A 20424-nucleotide genomic window follows, 5' to 3' on the forward strand; every position below is an offset into this window, starting at 1 on the left:
TGGCGTGACGCTCGAGCGAAGAGCGCTAGAAGGTCACCGCGTCCTCTTCGGGGAGCACTTGGAAGTCGGTGGTGGTCATCTCGGTGAGCCGACCGTAATAGATGCCCCGCGCGTCGGGGGCGATGATCCCTTGGTGGATGGGCACGGCGCGCGCGGGCGCGACCGCGCGCAGGTAGTCGACGGCCTCGGAAATCTTCAGCCATGGGGCGGCCGCAGGGGTTGCCAACACGTCCACCGGCTCGTCGGGCACGAACAGCGCATCACCGGGGTGCATCAGCCTGGCGCGATGGTCGCCGTCACCCACCAAAAACGAAATGTTCTCTATCACAGGGAGTTCCGGATGGATGACGGCGTGTTTGCCGCCGACGGCGCGCACCGTCAGTTCACCGATCCGCAATTCGGCACCGACGCGCACCGCCTGGCACGGCGCCCCCAGCTGGGCGGTGGTCTGCGGGTCGGCGTACAGCGCCGCGCCGGGGTTGCCCTCGAGCAGCGCAGGCAGGCGTGCGGCGTCCACGTGGTCGGGGTGCTGATGGGTGATCAGGATGGCCGACAGCCCCGTTATGCCCTCAAAACCGTGCGAGAAAGTCCCGGGATCGAAGAGCACGCGGGTGTGGTCGAATTCTGCAAGTAGACAGGAGTGGCCGAAATGCGTCAGTTGCATGTTTACGATTGTGCCCTGACGGGAGAGTGATGCCGATGCGGGTGATCCTGGCGACCGTAGTGGTGGTCGGCGGCCTCGCGGTGGCTTTGATCGTCGCGGTGCCCGCACATGCCGACCCGCAGGCTTGCCCGCCCGTGTGCGACCAGATCCCTGATTCCGCGTGGATCCAGCGACGCGCCGTCCCACTGGACTCCGTTTACGGCTGGCCTGCGCTGGGGGGACTCGCGGTGCAGGTGACCGGCGCGGCGCCGGGCCCTCGGTTCCGGTTCGAGGAGCTGTGCGCCACAGCCCCGGTGTCGCGGGACGCCCGGGATTCGGCCGTCGTGGCGCGCGCCACCGTGGCCCATCCCGACGGCCAGTGGCAGCTGCAGGCGCAGATCCTGCACTGGCGCGGCGATACGGCCAGCGGCGGCGCGACCGCGTCGTCGGTGTTCACCACCGCCGTCGCCGCGCTGCGCTCCTGCCAGCAACGGGCACCGCTGCAGTCCCCATCGATCACCAGCGACGAAACCAACCGGATGGCGGCGGTGATCAGCGGTCCCATCGTCATGCACACGTACCTGGTCGCCCACCCGTCGAGCAGCACGATCACCGAGCTCACCCTCTGGTCGTCGGCGCCGCCGCAGGTTGCTTGGCCTGCCATGGCCGACGACCCGGTGCTGAACGCGATGACCGCGCCGCTGTGCGACGCCTACATCGCCTCGTGCCCGTAAGCGCCGAGCTGCGGTTTCGCCGGTAGAGTTGGCGCGGAGACAAATCTGAGGAGGAGCGCCGGTGGCCCGGGTGGTCGTTCATGTGATGCCCAAAGCGGAGATTCTCGACCCGCAGGGTCAGGCGATTGTCGGCGCGCTGGGCCGACTCGGTCATCCGGGGATCTCAGAAGTCAGACAAGGCAAACGGTTCGAACTCGAAGTGGACGAAACCGTCGACGACTCGGTGCTCGCCGATATAGCGGAGACGCTCCTGGCGAACACCGTGATCGAGGACTGGACGATCAGCCGGGAGGCGCAGTGAGCGCGCGGATCGGCATCATCACGTTCCCCGGCACCCTGGACGACGTCGACGCCGCCCGGGCGGCGCGGCGGGTGGGTGCCGAGGCCGTCAGCCTGTGGCACGCCGACGCCGACCTCAAGGGCGTCGATGCGGTGGTGGTGCCCGGCGGGTTCTCCTACGGCGATTATCTGCGGGCGGGTGCCATCGCCAGGTTCGCCCCCGTGATGGGCGAAGTGGTGGCCGCAGCGAACCGCGGCATGCCGGTGCTGGGCATCTGCAATGGGTTTCAGGTGCTCTGCGAGGCGGGTTTGCTGCCGGGGGCGCTGACCCGCAACGTTGGTCTGCACTTCGTCTGCCGGGATGTGTGGCTGCGCGTGACGTCGACGTCGACGGCCTGGACGTCGCGTTTCGAGCCTGACGCGGACCTCCTGGTGCCGCTGAAGTCCGGCGAGGGCCGCTACGTGGCACCCGCAGACGTCGTCGAGGAGCTCGAGGGCGAGGGCCGGGTGGTGTTCCGATACCACGAGAACCCCAATGGTTCGCTGCATGATATCGCGGGCGTCAGCTCCGCCAACGGTCGTGTGGTCGGACTGATGCCGCATCCCGAGCACGCCATCGAAGCGTTGACGGGCCCGTCCGACGACGGCTTGGGCCTGTTTTATTCGGTGCTGGACGCGGCCCTTTCGGTCTAGGCGGAAACCCCTGCCGCGGCGCGCAATTCGGCGAACGATGCGCAGATGGCGTCGGTCGCCTCGTGTGGGTCGTTGAACGTCCTGTCATCGGTGAGCACGGCGACGCCCAGCTGGTCGACGTAGCTCCAGACGGTGATGTTGACGGGGGCGCCCGGCGATAGCACCCCGGTGGAGTAGATCTCGCTGACCGCCGCGCCGCCGAAGTGGCCGCGTTCGCGCGGGCCTACCACGCTCGAGACCGCGACGTTCATCAGCTTGTTCGGCGCGTCGCGCCGCCCCAGCCACCGGAAGGCGGCCGGGGCGACGGCGGTCGGCAGGTAGGCCATCAGCCGGCCGTACAGCTCGGGGCCGAGGATCTCGTGGTCTTCCTTGGCGATTCGGGTTGCCAGCGCCACCAGCCGCGCGCGCTCGGCGGGATGGGCGACGTGCACCGGCAACGAAATCATCAGACCGCTGATCTCGTTGCCGGTGACGCGGTCCGACTTGTCGGTGGCGGTCGGTACCGAGGCGATGAGGGGCCGGTCGGCCGCGCCGTCATAGGCCAGCAACAGTGTGCGCAGTCCGCCGGCCACCGTGGCCAGTATCAGGTCGTTGATGGTGATGCCCAACGTCTTGGCGGTCGCCTTGGCGTCGGGCAGCGGCAGCGTTGCGCTGGCGAACCGCCGCTGGGGTGACACGACGTGATTCAGGAACGTCGGTGGGGCGTCGAAGGCCTCGGCCAGATCCGGATGAGCCCCGCGCTCTTTGGACCGGCGGCGCACCCGGCTCAACCCGGTGGCGGCATCCCTGAGCAGGCCGGGGAGTTCGGCGATCTGCCGGGCGTGATCGCGGGCGGCGGCGCGCAGCAGGTCGGCGGCCGACGGGGTGAGGCCCGTTTCGTCGTTGTCCCGCTCGTCGGTGGGCGCGCCCTCGAGATCCATGGCGCGCGCCAACAGGTTCACCGAGGCCACGCCATCGGCCAGCGCGTGATGGACCTTGCCGATCAGCGCGTACCGCCCGCCGGCCAGCCCCTCGGCGAAGTGAAATTCCCACAGCGGGCGACTGCGGTCCAGCGGCGTCGAGGCGACCTGGCCGATCACTTGGTCGAGTTCTCGCCGCCCGCCGGGGGCCGGCACTTGGACCCGCCGCAGGTGGTAGTCGAGGTCGACCGGGCAGTCCTCCTGCCACATCGGGTGATGCAGTTGCCAGGGAATGTCGACGAGCTTGTAGCGCAACGGTTCCAGCAGGTGAAGCCGGCGACGCACGTGGCGGCGGAAGGCGTCGAACCCGAACTGCGAGTCAGCCGGGTCGATGACCGCCACTTTCAGAGTGTGCGTGTGGAGGTTGGGCGTCTCGCTGTAGAGCAGCATCGCGTCCATGCCGTTCAGCCTTTTCATCTGTCAGGCCGCCGCGGGAACACTTTGCGCTGCAATGAATTTCGCACGATGCCGACCTCGACTTACCGTCGATCAGCCGAGGATGGGCAACCGGCGCTGACCGGCCAGCCGCTTGAGGGCCGACTCCATGACGCCGCGCACGTGTGCGTCGACTTCGTCGATGTCGGGATCGTCGCCGAACCGGGCGGTGACGTCGATCGGTTCCAGTACTTCGGTGACGATCTTGGCCGGTAGCGGCAGGTTCGGCGGGAAGATCACACTGAGGCCGAAGGGGAACCCGAAGCTCACCGGCAAAATGTCCATGCGCGCCTTCGTCAAGCCCAACTTGCGCGCCAGCCAGTTTCCGCGGGTCAGGAAGAGCTGTGTCTCCTGGCCACCGACCGATACGGTGGGCACGATCGGCACCCCCGCCTCGATGGCTGTGCGGACGTAGCCGGTGCGGCCGTTGAAGTCGATGGTGTTCGCACTGAAGGTGGGCCGATAGGAGTCGTAGTCCCCGCCCGGGAAGACCAGCACCACCGCACCCGAATGCAGCGCGGCTGCGGCGTTTTCACGGCTGGCCTCGATGACCCCGAGCCGGCGGAGCCAGCCGTCCAGGGGGCCCATGAAGATGCCGTAATGGCCGAGCGTGTAGACCGGGCGGTCGTAGCCGAACTTGTCGTAGAACGCCGGGGAAAAGATCAACACGTCCGGCGTGAGCATGCCCCCCGAATGGTTGGACACCACCAGCGCGCCACCGGACGGCGGGATGTTGTCGATGTTGCGCACCTCGGCCCGATACCACCGCTTGACGATCGGCCCGAGGGCCTTGCTGACCTGCTCGGTGAATGCCGGATCCCATTTGGTGGTCTCGTGGTTGTCGGCCACCTCAACGCCGCTGCCCGCCATGGCTCCCCGCCGTTCGTTGTCAATGCCGTTGGATATTGATTGCCGGTGTGACGCAGATCTCAAACCTCGGTGCCTGCGCGCATACGCTACTCTCCAAAATGAGAATGTCATATCCGTTTGCTGGATTATGCACGGCCTGGGCGCCCGTCGACGTCGGGTGCCACGCGGGATTTCGGGCTCGCCGGCGGGGACGTCGCCAGCCCGCGCGTTTGGGTGACGACATAACCGGCAGGATCAGCCGGCGTCCTGCAACAACGGATGCGCCGTCGGCAGTTCGACGGCCGGGTTCAGATCGTCGAACAACTCGATCGCGTCCGCGATGGTGCGGTCGACGAAGGCGGCGAAATCGTCGAACGAGACGTTCCGTCGAATCCAATGCGACCTGCGCGCCACCACGCCGATTCGGTGCGGATCGGATGACCCGTGCACGATCGCCGTCACCTCGCGGTCCTGGCGGTTCCACGTGTCCGAGAAGTGCACCAGCCAGGGCCGCTCGGTGGCGGGGAAGAAGCAGCCGGGAGTGACGCGGATGATCAGCACATCGCCGTGCGCGGGCGAGATCTCGAGATGGACGTGCAGGCGCCGCGGGTTGGCCCGCGTGACGAAGAAGTATTCGCCATCGTGGTGGCCGCGGAAATAGCGCCGCCCGCGCACGCGCAGGTACCGTTCCACCAGGTCCGCGCACATGGCCTCGTTCGTCATGAAAACATGCTGCGGCCAGTGCCTTTGTGGATGCTGGGAGACAAGCCATGAGTCACCGAAGAATCTGTTGAGAATTGGCTGAGCGCGCCGGTGCAGGAGCGCTGCCTTTCAGGCTTCGTGCAGATCGATGCGCACGGTCAGCAAGTCGGTGCCCAGCGCGCGCACCAGCGAACTGTTGAACCGCGGCAGCGCCGCCAGGCGGGCATACGCGTCATCATGCGGCAACAGCACGGCCGTACCGGCACGCCAACGGCCCCGAATGCGGATTCGAACGCGGTTGTCGGCCTTGATGTTTCGTATGTAGTCCGACGTTTCCCCGTGATCGGACACCAGCCAGAAGGTGTCACCGTCGAGGCGTCCGCCGATCGGTGTGCGGCGGGCGAGGCCGCTGCGGCGTCCTCTGGTCTCGAGGAGAACCTGGGTCGGCAGGCGGCGGGTGACCGGATTGGCGAGGTACCGGTGGAAGAAGCCGACGCGGCGACGTTTGCGTTCGGTTGCACTGACGTTGGTGGCCATTCCCCTAGCATTGTCGAGACCAACGGTCTCGTCAATAGCGCGCTAGCCTGCTGATTGTGATGCCGACCCGAAGGCCCCACACCGGCAGTCGTCGCAACGGCGCGGCCGAACGAGCCATTCTGGATGCTGCCGCCGAGCTGCTCGCCGCCGCCGACTCCGCCTTGATCACTGTCGGCGCGATCGCAGAGCGCGCGGGCGTCGGCAAACAGACGATCTATCGTTGGTGGCCCTCCAAGAGCGCGGTCCTCCTCGACGCCATGATCCACCGGGCTCATCAGACCGCGCCCACGCCCGACAGTGGTGATCTGCACGCCGACCTGCGTGCATTTCTGCGGTCGACGTTTGCTGCCGTGTGCGACAACCGACGCCTGTTGTTGGGAGCGTTACGCGAAGCATTGGCCGATGCCGCGGCCATGGATCGTCTCGCGGCGTTCACCGGGGCCCGGCGCAGTGAGCTGGCGATCATCCTCGACCGGGCGCTGGCTCGGGGTGAGATCGAGCACGCTGCGACCGCCATCGACCAGGCTTTCGGAATGATGTGGTATCGAATGGTTTTCGCTCATGCACCGCTCGATGAGCAGGCCGCCGACCACCTGGCGGCCGCTCTCACCGCGCAGCTGCGCACCAACCAGGAGGATTGACCGTGGGATTTGCGGTGGAACGGATCGACCACATCGTGCTGAATTGCAACGACGTCGAGGCCACCGCGGCGTGGTACGAGCGCGTGCTGGGCATGCGGCGCGAGACGTTCGGGCCCACCAACCGGGTGGCGCTGCGATTCGGGCAGCAAAAGCTGAACCTGCGGCCCGTCGGGGCGCTGGCCGACGATCCCGGGTGGGTCACCGGGGCGGTCGAAGCCGCCGGCAGCGAGGACCTGTGCTTCATCGCTCGTTGCAGCCCCGACGAGGTGCGCGCCCACCTGGTGCGCTCTGGAGCGGAGATCGTTGCCGGGCCCGTCACCAGGACAGGGGCCCTTGGTCCGATGACCTCACACTATTGCCGCGACGTCGACGGGAATCTTGTCGAAATCGCCGTCTACTGAGGGGGATACAACGCCGGCAAGTTGATCACGATCGCCTCTTGGGTGCTGCGCGCGATGACCACCTCCGCCGGCGTGTTCGGGTCGGGGTTTTCTTCGCGGTGCGGCAGATACGGGGGGATGAACACGTAGTCACCGGGTGAAGTGGAGATGCGCACCTCGTGCGCTCCGTCGTGAAAGACGAATTCCGGGTGGCCGCTGCGCACGTAGATGGCGGTTTCCGAGTCGCCGTGATGGTGGTTGGACGAGACGGTCGAGGGCGACGCGTGCGTCTCGCCCATCCAGAGCTTTTCGGCACCGACCGACGTTCCACTGACCGCGGCGAAGCGGCGCAGCCCCTCCGATTGCGCGGTGTCGGAGGTGATGTCAGACGCCTTGATGTGGTGCACCCGGGTGTGGCTGGCCTGCGGTGCTGTCTCGTCGAGTCTGGGTGGAATCCGTCTGCGGTGGCCATGCCTCAATTATGGTCCGACGCATCCCGATACGCCTCGAGGAGCCGCAGCCACAGCTCACTGACCGTGGGGAAGCAGGGCACGGCGTGCCACAACCGGTCGACGGGCACCTCGCCCGCCACGGCGATGGTGGCCGAATGCAGGATCTCGGTGACCCCCGGCCCAACCAGCGTGACCCCAAGCAAGCACCCGCGATCGAGATCCACCACCATCCGCGCCCGCCCGAGGTACCCGTCCGCATAAAGCTTCGCCCCCGTCACGACGTCGCCGATCTGCACATCGACGGTTCGCACCCGATGCCCGGTCTGTTCGGCTTGCTGGGTCGTCAGGCCCACCGCGGCGGCTTCGGGGACGGTAAAGAAGGCCTGCGGCACGGCGTAATGGTCGGCGGTGGTTGCGTGGCGACCCCACGGCGCGGTGTCCACCGGGGCGCCCGCCGCCCGCGCTCCGATGGCCGCTCCGGCAATGCGACCCTGGTACTTCCCCTGATGGGTCAGCAGGGCCCGGTGATTGACATCGCCGGCGGCGTACAGCCAACCGTCTTCGATGGCCCGCACTTGGCAGGTGTCGTCGACGTCGAGCCAGTCGCCGGGTGTCAGCCCGATGGTGTGCAGGCCGATGTCGTCGGTGAGCGGTGCGCGGCCCGTCGCGAAAAGCGCTTCGTCGACCACCAATTCGGAGCCATCGTCCAATTCGAGAGTCACCTCCCCGCCGTCGGCCCGGTGCAACGCGCGCACCGAGACGCCGACGCGCACATCCACGCCCGCGTCGGCGAGGCCAGCGGCGATGAGCTCACCCACGAAGGGCTCCATCTTGGGCAGGAGGCCTGACCCGCGTGCGAGGAGGGTCACCTGAGACCCCAATCCTCGCCAGGCGGTTGCCATTTCGACGCCCACTCCGCCGCCACCCACCACAGCGAGCCGCTCGGGGACCGAGCTGCTCTCGGTGGCTTGGCGGTTGGTCCACGGCCTCGCTTCGTCGATGCCGGGCACGTCGGGTAGGAGGGGCCGGCTTCCAGTGCAGATCACCACTGCGTGCCGCGCGGTCAGCACGGACGTGGTTCCGTCGGGCGCGGTGACCGCCACCCGTCGGGCGCCATCCAAGCGGCCGTGTCCGCGTACCAGGGTGGCACCGATTCCGCCGACCCAGTCGGCCTGGCCGGTGTCGTCCCAGTCGGTGACGTAACGGTTGCGGCGGCCGAAGACCCCCGCGACGCCGATGGGGCCGCTGACCGCCTCCCGTGCGCCGTCGACTTGGCGGGCTTCCGAGACGGCGATCACTGGACGCAGCAGGGCTTTACTGGGCACGCACGCCCAGTAAGAACATTCACCGCCGACGAGTTCACGCTCGACCAGCGCGACGCTCAGGCCCGCCGCGCGGGCGCGCTCCGCGGCGTTCTGCCCGATCGGCCCGGCCCCGAGCACAATGACGTCGTAGCCGGGTTCTTCGTCTGCAGCCGTCATCCGTGGTCCTTCCGGTTGTCCCTCAGTTGTCGATGAGCTGCACGGAAAGTTGGCGCAGGTCACTCGCTACGAGGTGCGGTTGGGGCAGCCCGTCGACGGGCAGCGGCGGATTGCCGGGCCGTGCGATGAGCGCCCCGCTGAAGCCGACATTCTGGGCGCCGAGGATGTCCCAGGCGTGGGCCGCCACCATCATGCAGTCGGCCGGGACCACTTCGAGCGTCTCGCAGGTGTAGCGGTACACGGCCGGCGAAGGCTTGAAGGCTTGGCAGGCATCGACGCTCAATTGGTGCTCGAAGAATTCGGCCAGACCGGAACTCTGCAGCGCTGTCGGTCCGTCCGGGTTGGGCGGTGAATTGGTCAACGTGACCAGCCGAAAACCGTTGTCTTTCAGCCTGGCAAGCCCGTCGGCCACATCCGGGTGAGCCGGCATGGTGAGCAAGCCGGTCCTCAGGCGGTGCACGTCATCGTCGGAGACGTCCACGCGGTGGATATCGGCGACCATGCGGAACACACCTTGGGCCAGCGTGGAGAAATCCACATAACTGTTTGCCAATGTCACCGACATCGAGTACATGACCAGCTGGGCGAACCACTCGCGCAGCACCCGCTGATCGCCGAACAGTTCGGTGAAAAGCGGTGAGAGCGACTCGATGTCGACCAACGTTTCGTTGACATCGAAAACCAGGACGGACGGTACGGGCATCTAAACCTCAACCTTCTTCAGGGTCGGAACGTCCGGCCGGAGATACCCGATCAAGCACAAACAAATCAAAGCCATGCCCACGAACGGCCACCAGAGCGCGGCCACGCCGGCCGCTGTGAAGACGCCGATCGTGATGAACGACCTCATCTGCAACAACCTGCGCATCCGATCGGTGAGGTCTTCTGCGGCGGGTCGGTCGACCACTTCCCAGCACAGCGCGAGATAGGTGATATTCACCAGCACAAACACGAACGCATACAAGGCCACGGGCGCGGCGGCAAGCCTACTGTCCGCGATCCACTCGGTGGTGATCGGGATGAGCGAGACCGAGAACAGGTGCGCGAAGTTCGACCACACCAACCGCGGCGTCGCCACCTGCGCGTAACTGAACAGGTGGTGATGGTTGACCCACACGATCGCGATGAACAGGTAGCTGACCACATAGCTCAGGCCGGTGGGCCAAAGCGGGACGAGGGCGCTGAGGCTGGGGGCGGTCGGAGGCTTGAGTTCGAGCACCAAGATCGTGATCAGCACCGCGAACACGCCGTCGGAGAACGCTCCAACGCGGTCCGGACTGGTTTTGCGCCCGACCATTACGCCCCTCCGGGCGGTCGGTGGTTCCGTTCCCGCAACACTGCGGCATTGCGAAATTTTGAGACCTCATCGGTATCGAGCCCCCGGTCGACGCCGTGGGGAATGACGGTCTGGCCGGGCTCCAGCCGCAGCTGGTTGCCGTCGAGGTAGACGTCGATCTTGTCCGGTTCGAAGGACACCAAATCGCTGACTCGTATCACTTCGCGCCAGGCGTTCCGATACGACCACGCCGCGCGCTTGCGGTCGCCGATATCGTAGTAGGAGCAGATCCCCTTGTAGGGGCAAAAGGTCTGCGTGTCAACCAGTTCGAGGGCGGATTCGTCAATGTCCTCGCGCGGCACGTACCAGCGCGGCGCGAACCCGGATTCGTACAAGGCTAGCGGGTGCTTGGTATCGGCAATCACCCGGTCGCCCTCACGAGCGATGAGACGCCTTGCAGTGGAACGAATATCGATCCGATGGTAGGCATCGGCAGCATGCCCGACGATCCGTTCGTCCTCTTCGTAGAATGCATCCATGGCGCGCCAGGCGAATGCGAGGCGCCCCTCGAGGATCGATGCATGGGGTGGCAGGGCGGTGTGCCGCCAGGCGGCATGCCTGGCCTCCCGCTCCGCGGCTTTGATGGTGAACCACTGCGTGTCGCCCAGGTCCTGATGTTGCGTGACCCGATTCTCGCCCAGCGCAACGCCGGCCTCGACGTCACCATCCGGGAAATAGGCGACCGGGTAGCGGCCCGGTTCGTGCAACAGAACTACGTCGTCACTGTCAGCGATCCACCTGTCCGCGAAAAGCACTCGCATCCGCCGCCGCAGCGGCTCGGCGTACAGCAGCCGTCGTGGTAGCGGCTGCTCGGTCAGGAACCGTCCCACCGATCCGGTTGCCAGCGGACCTTGCTGCCATGCCAGTCCCATCCTGGAGTCCTTTCTCCGCGAAATCGTTGTAGGACAGGGGTTTCACTGCACCACGACGACCATCTTGCCGCCGGCCTCTCCCGCTTCCATCACGCGGTGCGCTTCGCGGATCTGGTCGAAATCGAAGACGCGGGACGGCTTAGCCTCCAGCGTGCCGTCGGCGACCTGGCGTGCGATGTCTTGCAGGGGGACATCCGACAGCGGAAAGCCGGGCGTCCCAAACACAAAGCTGCCGAAGAAGTTCCAGTTGACCCCGCTGGCCATGCGCAACAGCGGGTTGAAATTTCCGATCGGGTCCAGCCCGCCCAGCCATCCCGCCAGACAGGCCGTTCCACCGCGGCGCAGCAGGTCGAGGGAGTCCAGGATGGTGCTGTTGCCGACCAAGTCCAGGACGGCATCGACCTGCTTGGCATCGCGGAGATGGTCGGCCAAGTCACGCCTTTCCAATTCGACGCGTGACGCGCCGAGCTCCTCGAGCATGGCAAACCGGCCGCGGCTTCGCGCGGTCGCAATGACGCGCGCGCCGGCTGCGACGGCCATCTTGAGCGCGGCCTGGCCGAGCGACGAGGTCGCGCCGCGCAGGACCAGTGTCTGTCCGGACTTCAGGTCGAGGTTGCGGAAGAGACATGTCCAGGCGACAGCGTAGGTTTCGGGCAGCGCGGCCAACTGTGCCCAGGGCAGGTCGGACTCGATCGGGGCGACGTTCGCCGCTCGCACGCGCGTGTATTGCGCGTAGCTCCCATTGATGGTTCGGCCCAGGCCGCCCATCAACGCCGCTACTTTGGAACCCAAAGGGAATTCGCCGCCCGGACAGGAATCGACGACGCCGACGCATTCGATGCCGCTGACCTCCGCGGCTTCGGCCCATTCGCCCCGACGCATGTGCAGCTCCGCGTGATTGATGCCGAAGGCCTTGACTTCGATCACCACTTCGCCGTCCCTGGGCAGCGGCTTCGGGATGTCGTCGTAGACCAAGCTGTCCAGGCCGCCGAACCCCTTCAGGATGATTGCGCGCATGGATTCGCCACCAGGCTGCTCGCGGACTACGGCGGGCGCGGTGGGCAGCTCGGGTGCATTGGTGGACACGTGCCGCTCCTCGGGGAATATTCGGCGCACGTTGCCGGCGTGACTACTGGGCTAACGAACCCATTTATTATGGGCTAGCTGTCCCATTCTGTCCAGCGACGAGGTGGCCTCATTCTGATCGGGCGGCGTCGGGGCGCCGCTTCGAAGCGGCTCGGCTCTTCGGATTCTGCGTCGTGAACGAGCGGACGTAGTCGACTCCGGCGTCGACGGCGGCCCGCAGCGATTCCGCATCCCCGGTGGCGTACGTCAGCATGGCGCCGCCTTGGTGCGCAACAACCAACGACACCGCCAGGTGTCGCGGATCGGCGTCAGGTCGCAAGTCGCCGCGCTGGCGCATCGCCGTAAGGCCGGTCTCGAACAGCTCGATCCACTGGTCATAACCGGCGGAGAGATCGTCGTGAATTTCGTCGTCGGAGTCGATCAGCTCGCCAGCCAACGAACCGTAGACGCAACCGCCGACCCGGTACACGGTGTCGACGTCGGCGACGCAGGCGTCGGCCCAGGCCTGCAGGGCGGCGACGCTGTCCAGGGCGCCCAGCGGTGGCCGGGCGTGGAACGCCCGCACGTCATCGCGGCGACTGGCAACGACCTGACGGATCAGCTCGCGTTTGTCCCGGAAGTAGTGCGCGATCTGTGAGCCGCCCACTCCCGCCGCACGCCGCACCTGCTCGATGCTGGTGTTGGCGACGCCGCGCTCGAACATGAGCCGTGCGGCCGCGTCAACGATACGGGCGCGAGTCGCCAATCCCTTCTGGGTGAATCGGCCCGGGCTTTCGGCATTCACGTGGCGGTCCTCGCCCGGCGCCGGGGACGCCGCGCCGGCCGGGGGGCGCGCTCGTTCGGATCGGTGGCGAACATGCGCAGGTAGTTGATCGCGAAGCGCACCGCGTCGGCATGCGGCCATTCCGCCCGGTAGGTGAAAGCCAGGGTGCCACCGCCCTGATGCGCGGCGACGATGACCGTCGCCAACCGCCGAGGGTCTGCGTTCGCTACCAAGACGCCGTCATCTTTCATCCGCTGGATCGCGACCTCCAGCAGGTCGATCCACTGCCAATAGCCCGCCGCCAGCGTTGCCCGGGTCGGCTCGTCCGACTTCGCCACCTGGCCGGCGAGGGCGTGGTAGGTGGGCGTGCCGAAAAACCCAATGCGCCTGAGGTACCGCATGTTGAGATCGCCCCACCGCTCGAAGTCGTCGAACGTTGTCAAACCTCCGAGCCTGGGCTGGCGGTGAAAGTCGAGAACCACGCCGATCTGGCGCTTGATGACCGCGCGAATCAGCGCGGCCTTATCGGCGAAGTAATGCGCAAGTTGGGAACCGCTGACCGATGCCGCCCTGCGGACGTTCTCCATGCTCGCCGCGGACAGTCCCTCGCTGACGATCAACTGCGCGGCCGCTTCCACGATGCGATCGCGGGTGGCACGCCCCTTGGCGGTCAACCGTTGTTCGTCGCGAACATCGGGATGGGCCATCGCGTCAGGCTAACCCGCGGCCGCCCCAAACTATGGGATATCCAACCCATTGATGGCGGGGTGCCGGGGGTCCGGTCAGTCGGCCAGGCCGGCCCCGCCGAGGAAGCCGAGAATCAGCTCGGCTACCTCGTCGAGTGCGGACTCGAGCAGGAAATGCCCACCGTCGAGCAATCGGATCTCGGCATTCGGCAGGTCATCGCCGAACGCCCGGGCACCGGCCGGGCCGAAGATCTCGTCGCCGCGACCCCATACCGCCAGTAGCGGTACCTGGCTGGCGCGGAAATATTCGTGCAAACGCGGGTAGAGCGGCGCGTTGGTTGCATAGTCACGCAACAACTTCAGCTGCACCAGATCATTACCCGGTCGCGATAGGAGCGCGTAATCGTGGTGCCACGATTCGGGATCGACGAGGGTCTCATCTGGAACTCCGGTGACGTACTGCCACCGGGTGGCGTCCAGCGTGAGGAATTGCCGGACCGCGGCTTCAGTCTCGGGTGTTGGTTCATCCTGGTAAGCCCGCACGATCTTCCAGAAGCTGTCGACGAATCCCGCGTCGTAGCCGTTGCCGTTCTGCGTGATGATCGCGGTGATCGCCGACGGGTCGCGCAGCGCCAGCCGCCACCCGATCGGCGCGCCGTAGTCCTGGACGTACATCGCGTACCTACGGACGCCGACCGCGCGCAGCAATGCGGCGGTGAGGTCGGTCAGCGCGTCGAAGGTGTAGTCGAACTCCTGCACGGATGGCGCGTCGGAGAGCCCGAAGCCCAGGTGATCCGGTGCGATGACGTGGTAGCGGTCGGCGAGCGCCGGAATCAGGTGGCGGAACATGTAGGAGCTGGTGGGAAACCCGTGCAGTAGCACGAGCGCGGGAGCGTTCGCGTCGCCGGCTTCGCGGAAGAAGAGGCGGCGACCTTCGACGGTGGCATAGCGATGATGAACAGCCGCCATGGCTTTCCTCCCTAATTTGGCTCCTCGAACGCGAAGCGGCGGATTCTCACGAACGCCGTGGTGACTCAATTACTGGGTCGTACAACCCAGTATGCATCGGAATGCGCTCAGCGCAACAGTCACGGCGCCGCAGATCGTCGCCAAGTGTTGCCGTTGCCTCCGGGCTGGCATAGGGTGAGCCAGCCCTCCAATTCAAGGTGTCCGGAGGTGGCGCGGTGGGCAAGCTGATATCGGTGAACGTGGGGCTGCCCCGCAACGTCGAGTGGCACGGCAAAACCGTCTACACCGGGATCTGGAAGAGCCCGGTCGAAGGGCCAGTTCTGGTGCGTCGCCTCAATATCGACGGCGACGGCCAGGGTGATCTCGGTGGCCACGGCGGCGAGCAGCGCGCCGTCATGGTGTATCAGACCGAGTCATACGACTTCTGGAAAAATTACCTGGGTCGCGACGACCTCGTGCCGGGCCACTTCGGGGAGAACTTCACCATCAGCGGCTTGCCCGACGCCGAGGTGTGCATCGGTGACCGCTACCGGATCGGTGAGGCCGAGTTCGAGGTCACCCAGCCCCGCGTCACCTGCTTCCGGGTCGGAATGCGTCTCAACGAACCCAGGATGCCGAATCTCCTTGTCTCCCAACATCGGCCGGGCTTCTACTTTCGGGTGATTACCGAGGGACGGGTTCGCGCCGGCGATGACATCGTGCGCACCCGCCGTGGTCGCCACGAGCTCAGCGTCGCCGACGTCGACGCGCTGCTGTACCTGCCCAGCCGTGACCTCGAGCTACTTCCCAAGATCGTCGATGTCGCGGCGCTCAGTCCGGGGTGGCAGCAGTCGTTCCGGGACATGCTCACCTCCCCGCAGGGATCGGCGCCCGAGCCCCCAAGCGCGACGCCGGCGTGGGAGGGGTTCCGGCCCTTGCGGGTCAAGGGAATACACCGGGAAAGCCCCCAGGTGATGTCCATCGAACTGGAGGCCGAGGACCGTTCGGCCCTGCCGGCGCCGCTTCCCGGGCAATATCTGACGGTGCGAATCCCCGGCGCGGGCGCGCCGGCGCCGCTGCGCAGTTACTCCCTCTCCAGTGACCCCGCCGCCGGGCACTACCGCATCAGCGTCAAGCGGGAAGAGCACGGACTAGTGAGCTCGTGGCTGCACGAACACATCCAACCGGGCACGGTCGTCGAGGCCGCCGCCCCGCGCGGCGAGTTCTATCTCGTCGACGGCGGCGGTCCGGTGTTGCTGATGTCGGCGGGAATCGGCATCACTCCCGTCTTGGCGATGCTGCATGCGCTCGCGGCGGCCGGCAGCAGCCGCGATATCTGGTGGTTGCACACCGTCCGCAACCGCGAAACGCAAGCATTCGCAACGGAAGTCGCCAGCCTGATCCAGTCCCTGTCAAAGGCCCGGCAGTTGGTGTTCTACACACAGACACAAGGCCGGTTGGACCGCCCGGCCATCGCGGCGCTAGGTATCCCGGCCGACGCCACGGCATACTTGTGCGGTCCGGTCCAGTTCATGAGCGACATGCGCGCCGCACTCACCGCCGGCGGCCTGGACCCCGAGCGGATCCATAGCGAACTATTCGGCGCCCTGCCGCCGATCAACCCCGGCATCGTCGACGACACCCCGCGCAAGCCGCCGCACCTCCCGGCGGGCCCGCCGGGGACGGGTCCGCCAATCACGTTCGCGCGCAGCGGCCTGACGGCCGCCTGGTCGTCCGCATACGGAAGCATCCTCGAGCTGGCGGAGGCCTGCGACGTGCCAACCCGGTTCTCTTGCCGCAGCGGCGTCTGTCACCTGTGTGTCACCGGCATCGTCGCCGGCAGCACCACCTACGTCCAGCAGCCTCTCGAGCCGCCCGAACAGGGGACGGTGCTCATCTGCTCGGCGGCTCCGCAGACCGATCTCGTTCTGGACCTGTAACGAGAACCGTTGTGTCAGGCCGCAATCGCGCGCAGGCCGCCGGTTGCGGGCAGGACGGCGCCGTTCACGTAGCTGGCGTCGGCGGAACTGAGGAAGACGACGGCGCTGGCGATCTCACTGGGATCCGCGGGCCGGCCCAGTGTGGTGCTGGCCGCCACCGTCTCCAGGACACCGGGTAAAGCGGCGACCCCCGGGGTGTCGGTCGGTCCGACGGCGATCGCGTTCACGCGCACCCCCGATGGCCCGAACTCATCGGCCCACACGCGCGTCAGCAACTCAAGGCCGGCCTTGGTAGCGCCGTAGATGCCGGCACCGCTCGCCGGCACCGAAGCCGCCACGGTGCTCACGCTGACCACCGAGCCGCCGCCCCGCTCGACCATTCCCGGCACCAGCTGCTGGACCAAAATGTAAGGGGCGCGCAGGTTCACATTCACGTGCTCGTCGAACGCCGCATCGTCGGTCTCTACGGTGGCTCCGAATTTGTAGATCCCGGCATTGTTGATCAGAATGTCGACCGGCCCCGCCTCGGCCGCCAGGCGGCGCACGTCATCCGCGTCGTTGAGGTCGGCTGCGACGAAACGCGCAGTACCACCGGCATTTTCGATATCACGGACCGTCTTGGCGCCGCGCTCGGCGCTGCGGCCGTGCACCACGACGTCCACCCCGCGTTCGGCGAGCTGTAGCGCGATCTCGCGGCCGATACCGGACGTGGCTCCGGTCACCAACGCGGTGGAGCCGGCCATTGTTGTTGCCATCGAACCCTGCCTCCAGGAGAGAAGTTCACTTGCCTCCTCGACAGCAGCAGTCCACCGGCATTTATTCCTAGGAGCTCAGCGGGACCGATGCCTCGGCGGTGTAGCACAGGAACGTCAGCGTTTCCTGCAGATACAGCTGCACGGTGTCCGCATCATGGCTGGTGTAGCCGATCGACACGTCCGTCCCGAGCTGCAAGTCGAAGTCGCCGCCGCGGGTGGTGAGCACGAAAGCACCGTCGATGGCCGGCGCCCAGATGATGTCCCCGGGGACCAGCCGGTCGATGTGCTCGAGGATCGGATAGCCGTGTTCGGTGGTTTCGCTGACCTTCGTATAGACATCGGCGGACAGCAGCACCGAATACGGACCGTCGACACCGGCCAGCCGCAGCTCCGAGATCGCCTGTGTGATGACGTCCGGGATCTCCCGAGGGTCGGCCGGCAAGGTCAGCGGCTTGTTCGAGCTGCACGTGCGGATTCCGTCGATCGACGCGGCGGGGTAGCCCTCGAAGATGGCGCGGTCCTCGACGAACGCCAGCTTCTTGGCGGCGGTCTTGACCGGGTCCCAGTCCGAGTCCTGCGCGCCGCGTTCGACGTTGTCGATCTCATAACGGGACAGAGTGAACGGAACACGCAGCCGGACAAGGGGTTTGCTTGCCCGAAGGTGAGCCTCGACGCCGTCGGAGGGTGACGCCACGTCGACCAGGCGGCCGGTGCTGACCGCCGCGGTGACCGGACCGCCCGGCTCGCTGACGTCGACCACCCGGCGCCCGGCGATATGGCGTTTGAACGTTCGGGACGCCTCGGTTTCGATTTCTTTCCAAGCCGCTTCGGTGACCGGTGCCAACTCGCGGTAGAGGTTGTTCATCAAGTGGTTCCTTTCAGGCTGCCGATCGAAAGTGAGCCGTCCTGCACGGCAAGCGTTTCCGCCACCGGCACTGCGGGCAGTGGCGGTGGATCGTCAAGGAAGTCGACGGTGGGCGAGAAGAACAGGCCGCCGGTGACCGCGGTGGAGAATTCGAGGATGCGGTCGGTATTGCCGGGTGGATCGCCGAGAAACATGTTGCGTAGCATCTGCTCGGTCACTCGCGGCGTGCGGGAGTACCCGATGAAGTAGGTGCCGTACTCGCCCTTTCCGAGCTGGCCGAACGGCATGTTATGCCGCACGATCTTCAGTTCGGTGCCGTCCGAGTCGGTGATGACGTTCAGGGCGATGTGGGAGTCGGCCGGCTTCTCCTCGTCGTCGAGCTCGAGGTTCTCCAGCTTTGTGCGGCCGATCACCAGCTCCTGCTCGGTGACCGAGAGCGCGTTCCACGCGGACATTTCGTGCAGGTACTTCTGCACGTGCACGTAGCACGAGCCTTGGAAGTCGGGATCCTCGGCGCCGATCGTGGTGGCGCTGACGGCGAGCGGCCCGTCCGGGTTTTCGGTGCCGTCGACGAAGCCCAGCAGGTCACGGTTGTCGAAGTACCGGAATCCGTGCACCTCGTCGACGACGGTGACAGCGCCGGCCATCGACCGCAGGATCCGGTCGGCCAATTCGAAACAGACGTCCAGGCTCTCCGCCCGGATATGGAACAGCAGGTCCCCAGGCGTGGTCGGGGCGGTGTGCCGAGGGCCCTTCAGTTCGACGAAGGGGTGCAACTCTGCGGGACGGGGGCCGGAGAACAAACGATCCCAGGCCTGCGAGCCGATAGAGGCGATGGCCGACAACCGTTTCGGCGGCTCACGAAATCCGATTGCCCGCACCAACCCGGAAATGTCGGGCAGCGCGTCGTGCACCGTCGCTTCGCCGCCGTCGTCGATGGTCACGACTAGGAAGACCGCCGCAGGCGTCAACGGCTCGAGGATGGGCTGTGGTTGGACGGGAGGCACTCTGCTGACCCTAGCGTGGCGACGGTGAGCGCAGGAAGTGCGCGAGCAAGGAGCCGCGCGATCGAGCCCGGCGTGGCGACGGTCGTCATCGACAGCCATGATGATCAACATGTCGGCCAGCGCCGCAGGCCTCTGCGATTTCATCGACGCTTCGCCGTCGCCATTTCACGTCTGCGCGACGATAGCCGCGCGGCTGACCGCCGCCGGCTTCACCGAATTGAGCGAGGCCGACCGGTGGCCGGCGGAGCCGGGCCGCCGCTTCACGGTGCGGGCCGGTTCGCTGGTGGCCTGGAATTCCGTCGGCGCCGACGGCCCATTCCGGATCGTCGGCGCGCACACCGACAGCCCGAACCTGCGGGTCAAGCAGCATCCCGATCGGGTGGTCGCAGGGTGGCGCGTGGTCGCGCTGGAGCCGTATGGCGGGGCGTGGCTCAATTCCTGGCTGGATCGCGACCTGGGCATCAGTGGGCGGTTGTCGGTGCATGACGGCGCCACGGTCGAGCATCGGCTGATCCGGATCGACGACCCGATCCTGCGGGTGCCCCAGCTGGCGATCCACCTCGCCGAGGACCGCAAATCGCTGACCCTCGACCCCCAACGTCACGTCAACGCGGTTTGGGGAGCCGGTTCGGACATGAAGCAGTTCATCGACTTCGTCGCCGAACGCGCCGGGGTGACGCCGGCCAGCGTGCTGGCCGCCGACCTGATGACGCACGACCTGACCCCGTCGGCGGTGATCGGCGCCGACGGCGACCTCCTCAGCGCGCCGCGCCTGGACAACCAAGCCAGCTGCTACGCCGGGACGGAGGCTCTGGTGGCCGCCGAACCGCGGGGATTCCTGCCCGTGCTGGCGGTCTTCGACCACGAAGAGGTGGGGTCGTCCTCCGACCACGGCGCCCAGTCCGATCTGCTCGGCACTGTGCTGGAGCGCATCGTGCTGGCGGCCGGCGGAACCCGGGAAGACTTCCTGCGTCGGCTCCCCGACTCGCTGCTGGCCTCGGCGGACATGGCCCATGCCACCCACCCCAACTACTCGGAGCGGCACGAGCCCAGCCACCTGATCGAGGTCAATGCGGGACCCGTGCTCAAGGTGCACCCCAACCTGCGCTATGCCACCGACGGACGGACGGCCGCGGCCTTCGAGCTCGCCTGCCGGCAGGCCGGGGTCGGACTGCAGCGCTACGAGCACCGGGCCGACCTGCCGTGCGGATCGACGATCGGGCCGTTGGCCTCGGCGCGGACCGGCATCCCGACCGTCGACGTCGGCGCCGCGCAGCTGGCCATGCATTCCGCGCGCGAGTTGATGGGCGCGCAAGACGTGGCCGCCTACTCATCGGCGATGCAAGCGTTCCTTTCGCCGAACCCCTGGTGAGGCCAGAGA

22 protein-coding genes and 2 pseudogenes are annotated in these 20424 nt (G+C 66.8%); 7 read left to right on the forward strand and 17 right to left on the reverse strand.

The features are described 5' to 3' along the window. Positions 1-25: 25 nt before the first annotated feature. A complete protein-coding gene (locus ACEL92_RS03715; protein ID WP_374024295.1) occupies positions 26-664 on the reverse strand; it encodes an MBL fold metallo-hydrolase in 639 nt (212 codons plus the stop codon). Between ACEL92_RS03715 and ACEL92_RS03720 the strand changes: the two are divergent. From ACEL92_RS03720 to purQ, 3 genes and pseudogenes are all read left to right on the forward strand, one after another. Continuing rightward, positions 641-1377 (forward strand): annotated as a pseudogene (locus ACEL92_RS03720) (ATPase). The gene ACEL92_RS03715 and the pseudogene ACEL92_RS03720 sit on opposite strands and share 24 nt — an antisense overlap. Positions 1378-1438: 61 nt before the next feature. Then, positions 1439-1678, forward strand: coding sequence for a phosphoribosylformylglycinamidine synthase subunit PurS (gene purS, locus ACEL92_RS03725; RefSeq protein WP_374024296.1), 240 nt, complete (start codon positions 1439-1441; stop codon positions 1676-1678). Further along, complete coding sequence (gene purQ, locus ACEL92_RS03730; RefSeq protein ID WP_374024297.1) at positions 1675-2349, forward strand: phosphoribosylformylglycinamidine synthase subunit PurQ; 675 nt, start codon at positions 1675-1677, stop codon at positions 2347-2349. Before purS ends, purQ begins: the two co-directional genes overlap by 4 nt. On the opposite strand, the gene ACEL92_RS03735 is transcribed toward purQ, so the two are convergent. The 4 genes from ACEL92_RS03735 to ACEL92_RS03750 form a co-directional block, all read right to left on the reverse strand. Beyond that, complete coding sequence (locus ACEL92_RS03735; RefSeq protein WP_374024298.1) at positions 2346-3725, reverse strand: wax ester/triacylglycerol synthase family O-acyltransferase; 1380 nt, start codon at positions 3723-3725, stop codon at positions 2346-2348. The genes purQ and ACEL92_RS03735 overlap by 4 nt on opposite strands. A gap of 72 nt (positions 3726-3797) precedes the next feature. After that, entirely contained in the window at positions 3798-4613 is an 816-nt protein-coding gene (locus tag ACEL92_RS03740; protein WP_374024299.1) for a lysophospholipid acyltransferase family protein, read from the reverse strand. Between the two features lie 234 nt (positions 4614-4847). Next, positions 4848-5315: a hypothetical protein gene (locus tag ACEL92_RS03745; RefSeq protein ID WP_374024300.1), complete on the reverse strand. Its 468-nt coding sequence runs from the start codon at positions 5313-5315 to the stop codon at positions 4848-4850. 108 nt (positions 5316-5423) lie between these two features. Next, entirely contained in the window at positions 5424-5831 is a 408-nt protein-coding gene (locus ACEL92_RS03750; RefSeq protein WP_374024301.1) for a nitroreductase/quinone reductase family protein, read from the reverse strand. Between the two features lie 59 nt (positions 5832-5890). On the opposite strand from ACEL92_RS03750, the gene ACEL92_RS03755 reads away from it, so the two are divergent. Together ACEL92_RS03755 and ACEL92_RS03760 are read left to right on the forward strand one after the other, a co-directional pair. After that, positions 5891-6472 carry a TetR/AcrR family transcriptional regulator C-terminal ligand-binding domain-containing protein gene (locus tag ACEL92_RS03755; RefSeq protein ID WP_374024302.1) on the forward strand — a complete coding sequence of 194 codons (582 nt, stop codon included), beginning with the start codon at positions 5891-5893 and terminating at the stop codon, positions 6470-6472. 2 nt (positions 6473-6474) lie between these two features. Then, on the forward strand, positions 6475-6873 hold the full coding sequence (locus tag ACEL92_RS03760; protein WP_374024303.1) for a VOC family protein: 399 nt from the start codon (positions 6475-6477) through the stop codon (positions 6871-6873). On the opposite strand, the pseudogene ACEL92_RS03765 reads toward ACEL92_RS03760, so the two are convergent. From ACEL92_RS03765 to ACEL92_RS03805, 9 genes and pseudogenes are all read right to left on the reverse strand, one after another. Beyond that, positions 6867-7324: pseudogene (locus ACEL92_RS03765) on the reverse strand (cupin domain-containing protein). The gene ACEL92_RS03760 and the pseudogene ACEL92_RS03765 overlap by 7 nt on opposite strands. A 3-nt stretch (positions 7325-7327) precedes the next feature. Beyond that, complete coding sequence (locus ACEL92_RS03770; protein WP_374024304.1) at positions 7328-8785, reverse strand: NAD(P)/FAD-dependent oxidoreductase; 1458 nt, start codon at positions 8783-8785, stop codon at positions 7328-7330. 22 nt (positions 8786-8807) lie between these two features. Then, the gene (locus tag ACEL92_RS03775) at positions 8808-9488 is read right to left on the reverse strand and encodes a haloacid dehalogenase type II (RefSeq protein WP_374024305.1); all 681 of its coding nucleotides are present in this window, start codon (positions 9486-9488) and stop codon (positions 8808-8810) included. Further along, on the reverse strand, positions 9489-10082 hold the full coding sequence (locus tag ACEL92_RS03780; RefSeq protein WP_374024306.1) for a TMEM175 family protein: 594 nt from the start codon (positions 10080-10082) through the stop codon (positions 9489-9491). It abuts the gene before it with no gap. Then, positions 10082-10993, reverse strand: a complete 912-nt coding sequence (locus tag ACEL92_RS03785) for a DUF427 domain-containing protein (RefSeq protein WP_374024307.1) — start codon at positions 10991-10993, stop codon at positions 10082-10084. The genes ACEL92_RS03780 and ACEL92_RS03785 overlap by 1 nt, the downstream gene beginning before the upstream one ends. Before the next feature lie 42 nt (positions 10994-11035). Continuing rightward, entirely contained in the window at positions 11036-12010 is a 975-nt protein-coding gene (locus ACEL92_RS03790; RefSeq protein ID WP_374026068.1) for a zinc-binding alcohol dehydrogenase family protein, read from the reverse strand. A gap of 178 nt (positions 12011-12188) precedes the next feature. Then, entirely contained in the window at positions 12189-12863 is a 675-nt protein-coding gene (locus ACEL92_RS03795) for a TetR/AcrR family transcriptional regulator (protein ID WP_374024308.1), read from the reverse strand. After that, positions 12860-13549 carry a TetR/AcrR family transcriptional regulator gene (locus ACEL92_RS03800; RefSeq protein ID WP_374024309.1) on the reverse strand — a complete coding sequence of 230 codons (690 nt, stop codon included), beginning with the start codon at positions 13547-13549 and terminating at the stop codon, positions 12860-12862. Before ACEL92_RS03800 ends, ACEL92_RS03795 begins: the two co-directional genes overlap by 4 nt. A gap of 75 nt (positions 13550-13624) precedes the next feature. After that, a complete protein-coding gene (locus ACEL92_RS03805; protein ID WP_374024310.1) occupies positions 13625-14497 on the reverse strand; it encodes an alpha/beta fold hydrolase in 873 nt (290 codons plus the stop codon). Between the two features lie 215 nt (positions 14498-14712). Here ACEL92_RS03805 and ACEL92_RS03810 point away from each other — a divergent pair, with 215 nt between their 5' ends. Beyond that, on the forward strand, positions 14713-16416 hold the full coding sequence (locus ACEL92_RS03810; protein ID WP_374024311.1) for an MOSC domain-containing protein: 1704 nt from the start codon (positions 14713-14715) through the stop codon (positions 16414-16416). Between the two features lie 14 nt (positions 16417-16430). On the opposite strand, the gene ACEL92_RS03815 is transcribed toward ACEL92_RS03810, so the two are convergent. From ACEL92_RS03815 to ACEL92_RS03825, 3 genes are all read right to left on the reverse strand, one after another. Next, the gene (locus ACEL92_RS03815) at positions 16431-17171 is read right to left on the reverse strand and encodes an SDR family NAD(P)-dependent oxidoreductase (RefSeq protein ID WP_374024312.1); all 741 of its coding nucleotides are present in this window, start codon (positions 17169-17171) and stop codon (positions 16431-16433) included. A 67-nt stretch (positions 17172-17238) separates the two neighbouring features. Then, a complete protein-coding gene (locus ACEL92_RS03820) occupies positions 17239-18036 on the reverse strand; it encodes a family 1 encapsulin nanocompartment shell protein (protein WP_374024313.1) in 798 nt (265 codons plus the stop codon). After that, complete coding sequence (locus ACEL92_RS03825) at positions 18036-19043, reverse strand: Dyp-type peroxidase (protein ID WP_374024314.1); 1008 nt, start codon at positions 19041-19043, stop codon at positions 18036-18038. Before ACEL92_RS03825 ends, ACEL92_RS03820 begins: the two co-directional genes overlap by 1 nt. A gap of 109 nt (positions 19044-19152) precedes the next feature. On the opposite strand from ACEL92_RS03825, the gene ACEL92_RS03830 reads away from it, so the two are divergent. Continuing rightward, on the forward strand, positions 19153-20415 hold the full coding sequence (locus ACEL92_RS03830; protein WP_374024315.1) for a M18 family aminopeptidase: 1263 nt from the start codon (positions 19153-19155) through the stop codon (positions 20413-20415). The last annotated feature ends 9 nt before the right edge of the window (positions 20416-20424 follow it).

This window comes from Mycobacterium hainanense (assembly GCF_041890355.1).
Taxonomy (GTDB): Bacteria; Actinomycetota; Actinomycetes; order Mycobacteriales; family Mycobacteriaceae; genus Mycobacterium; species Mycobacterium hainanense.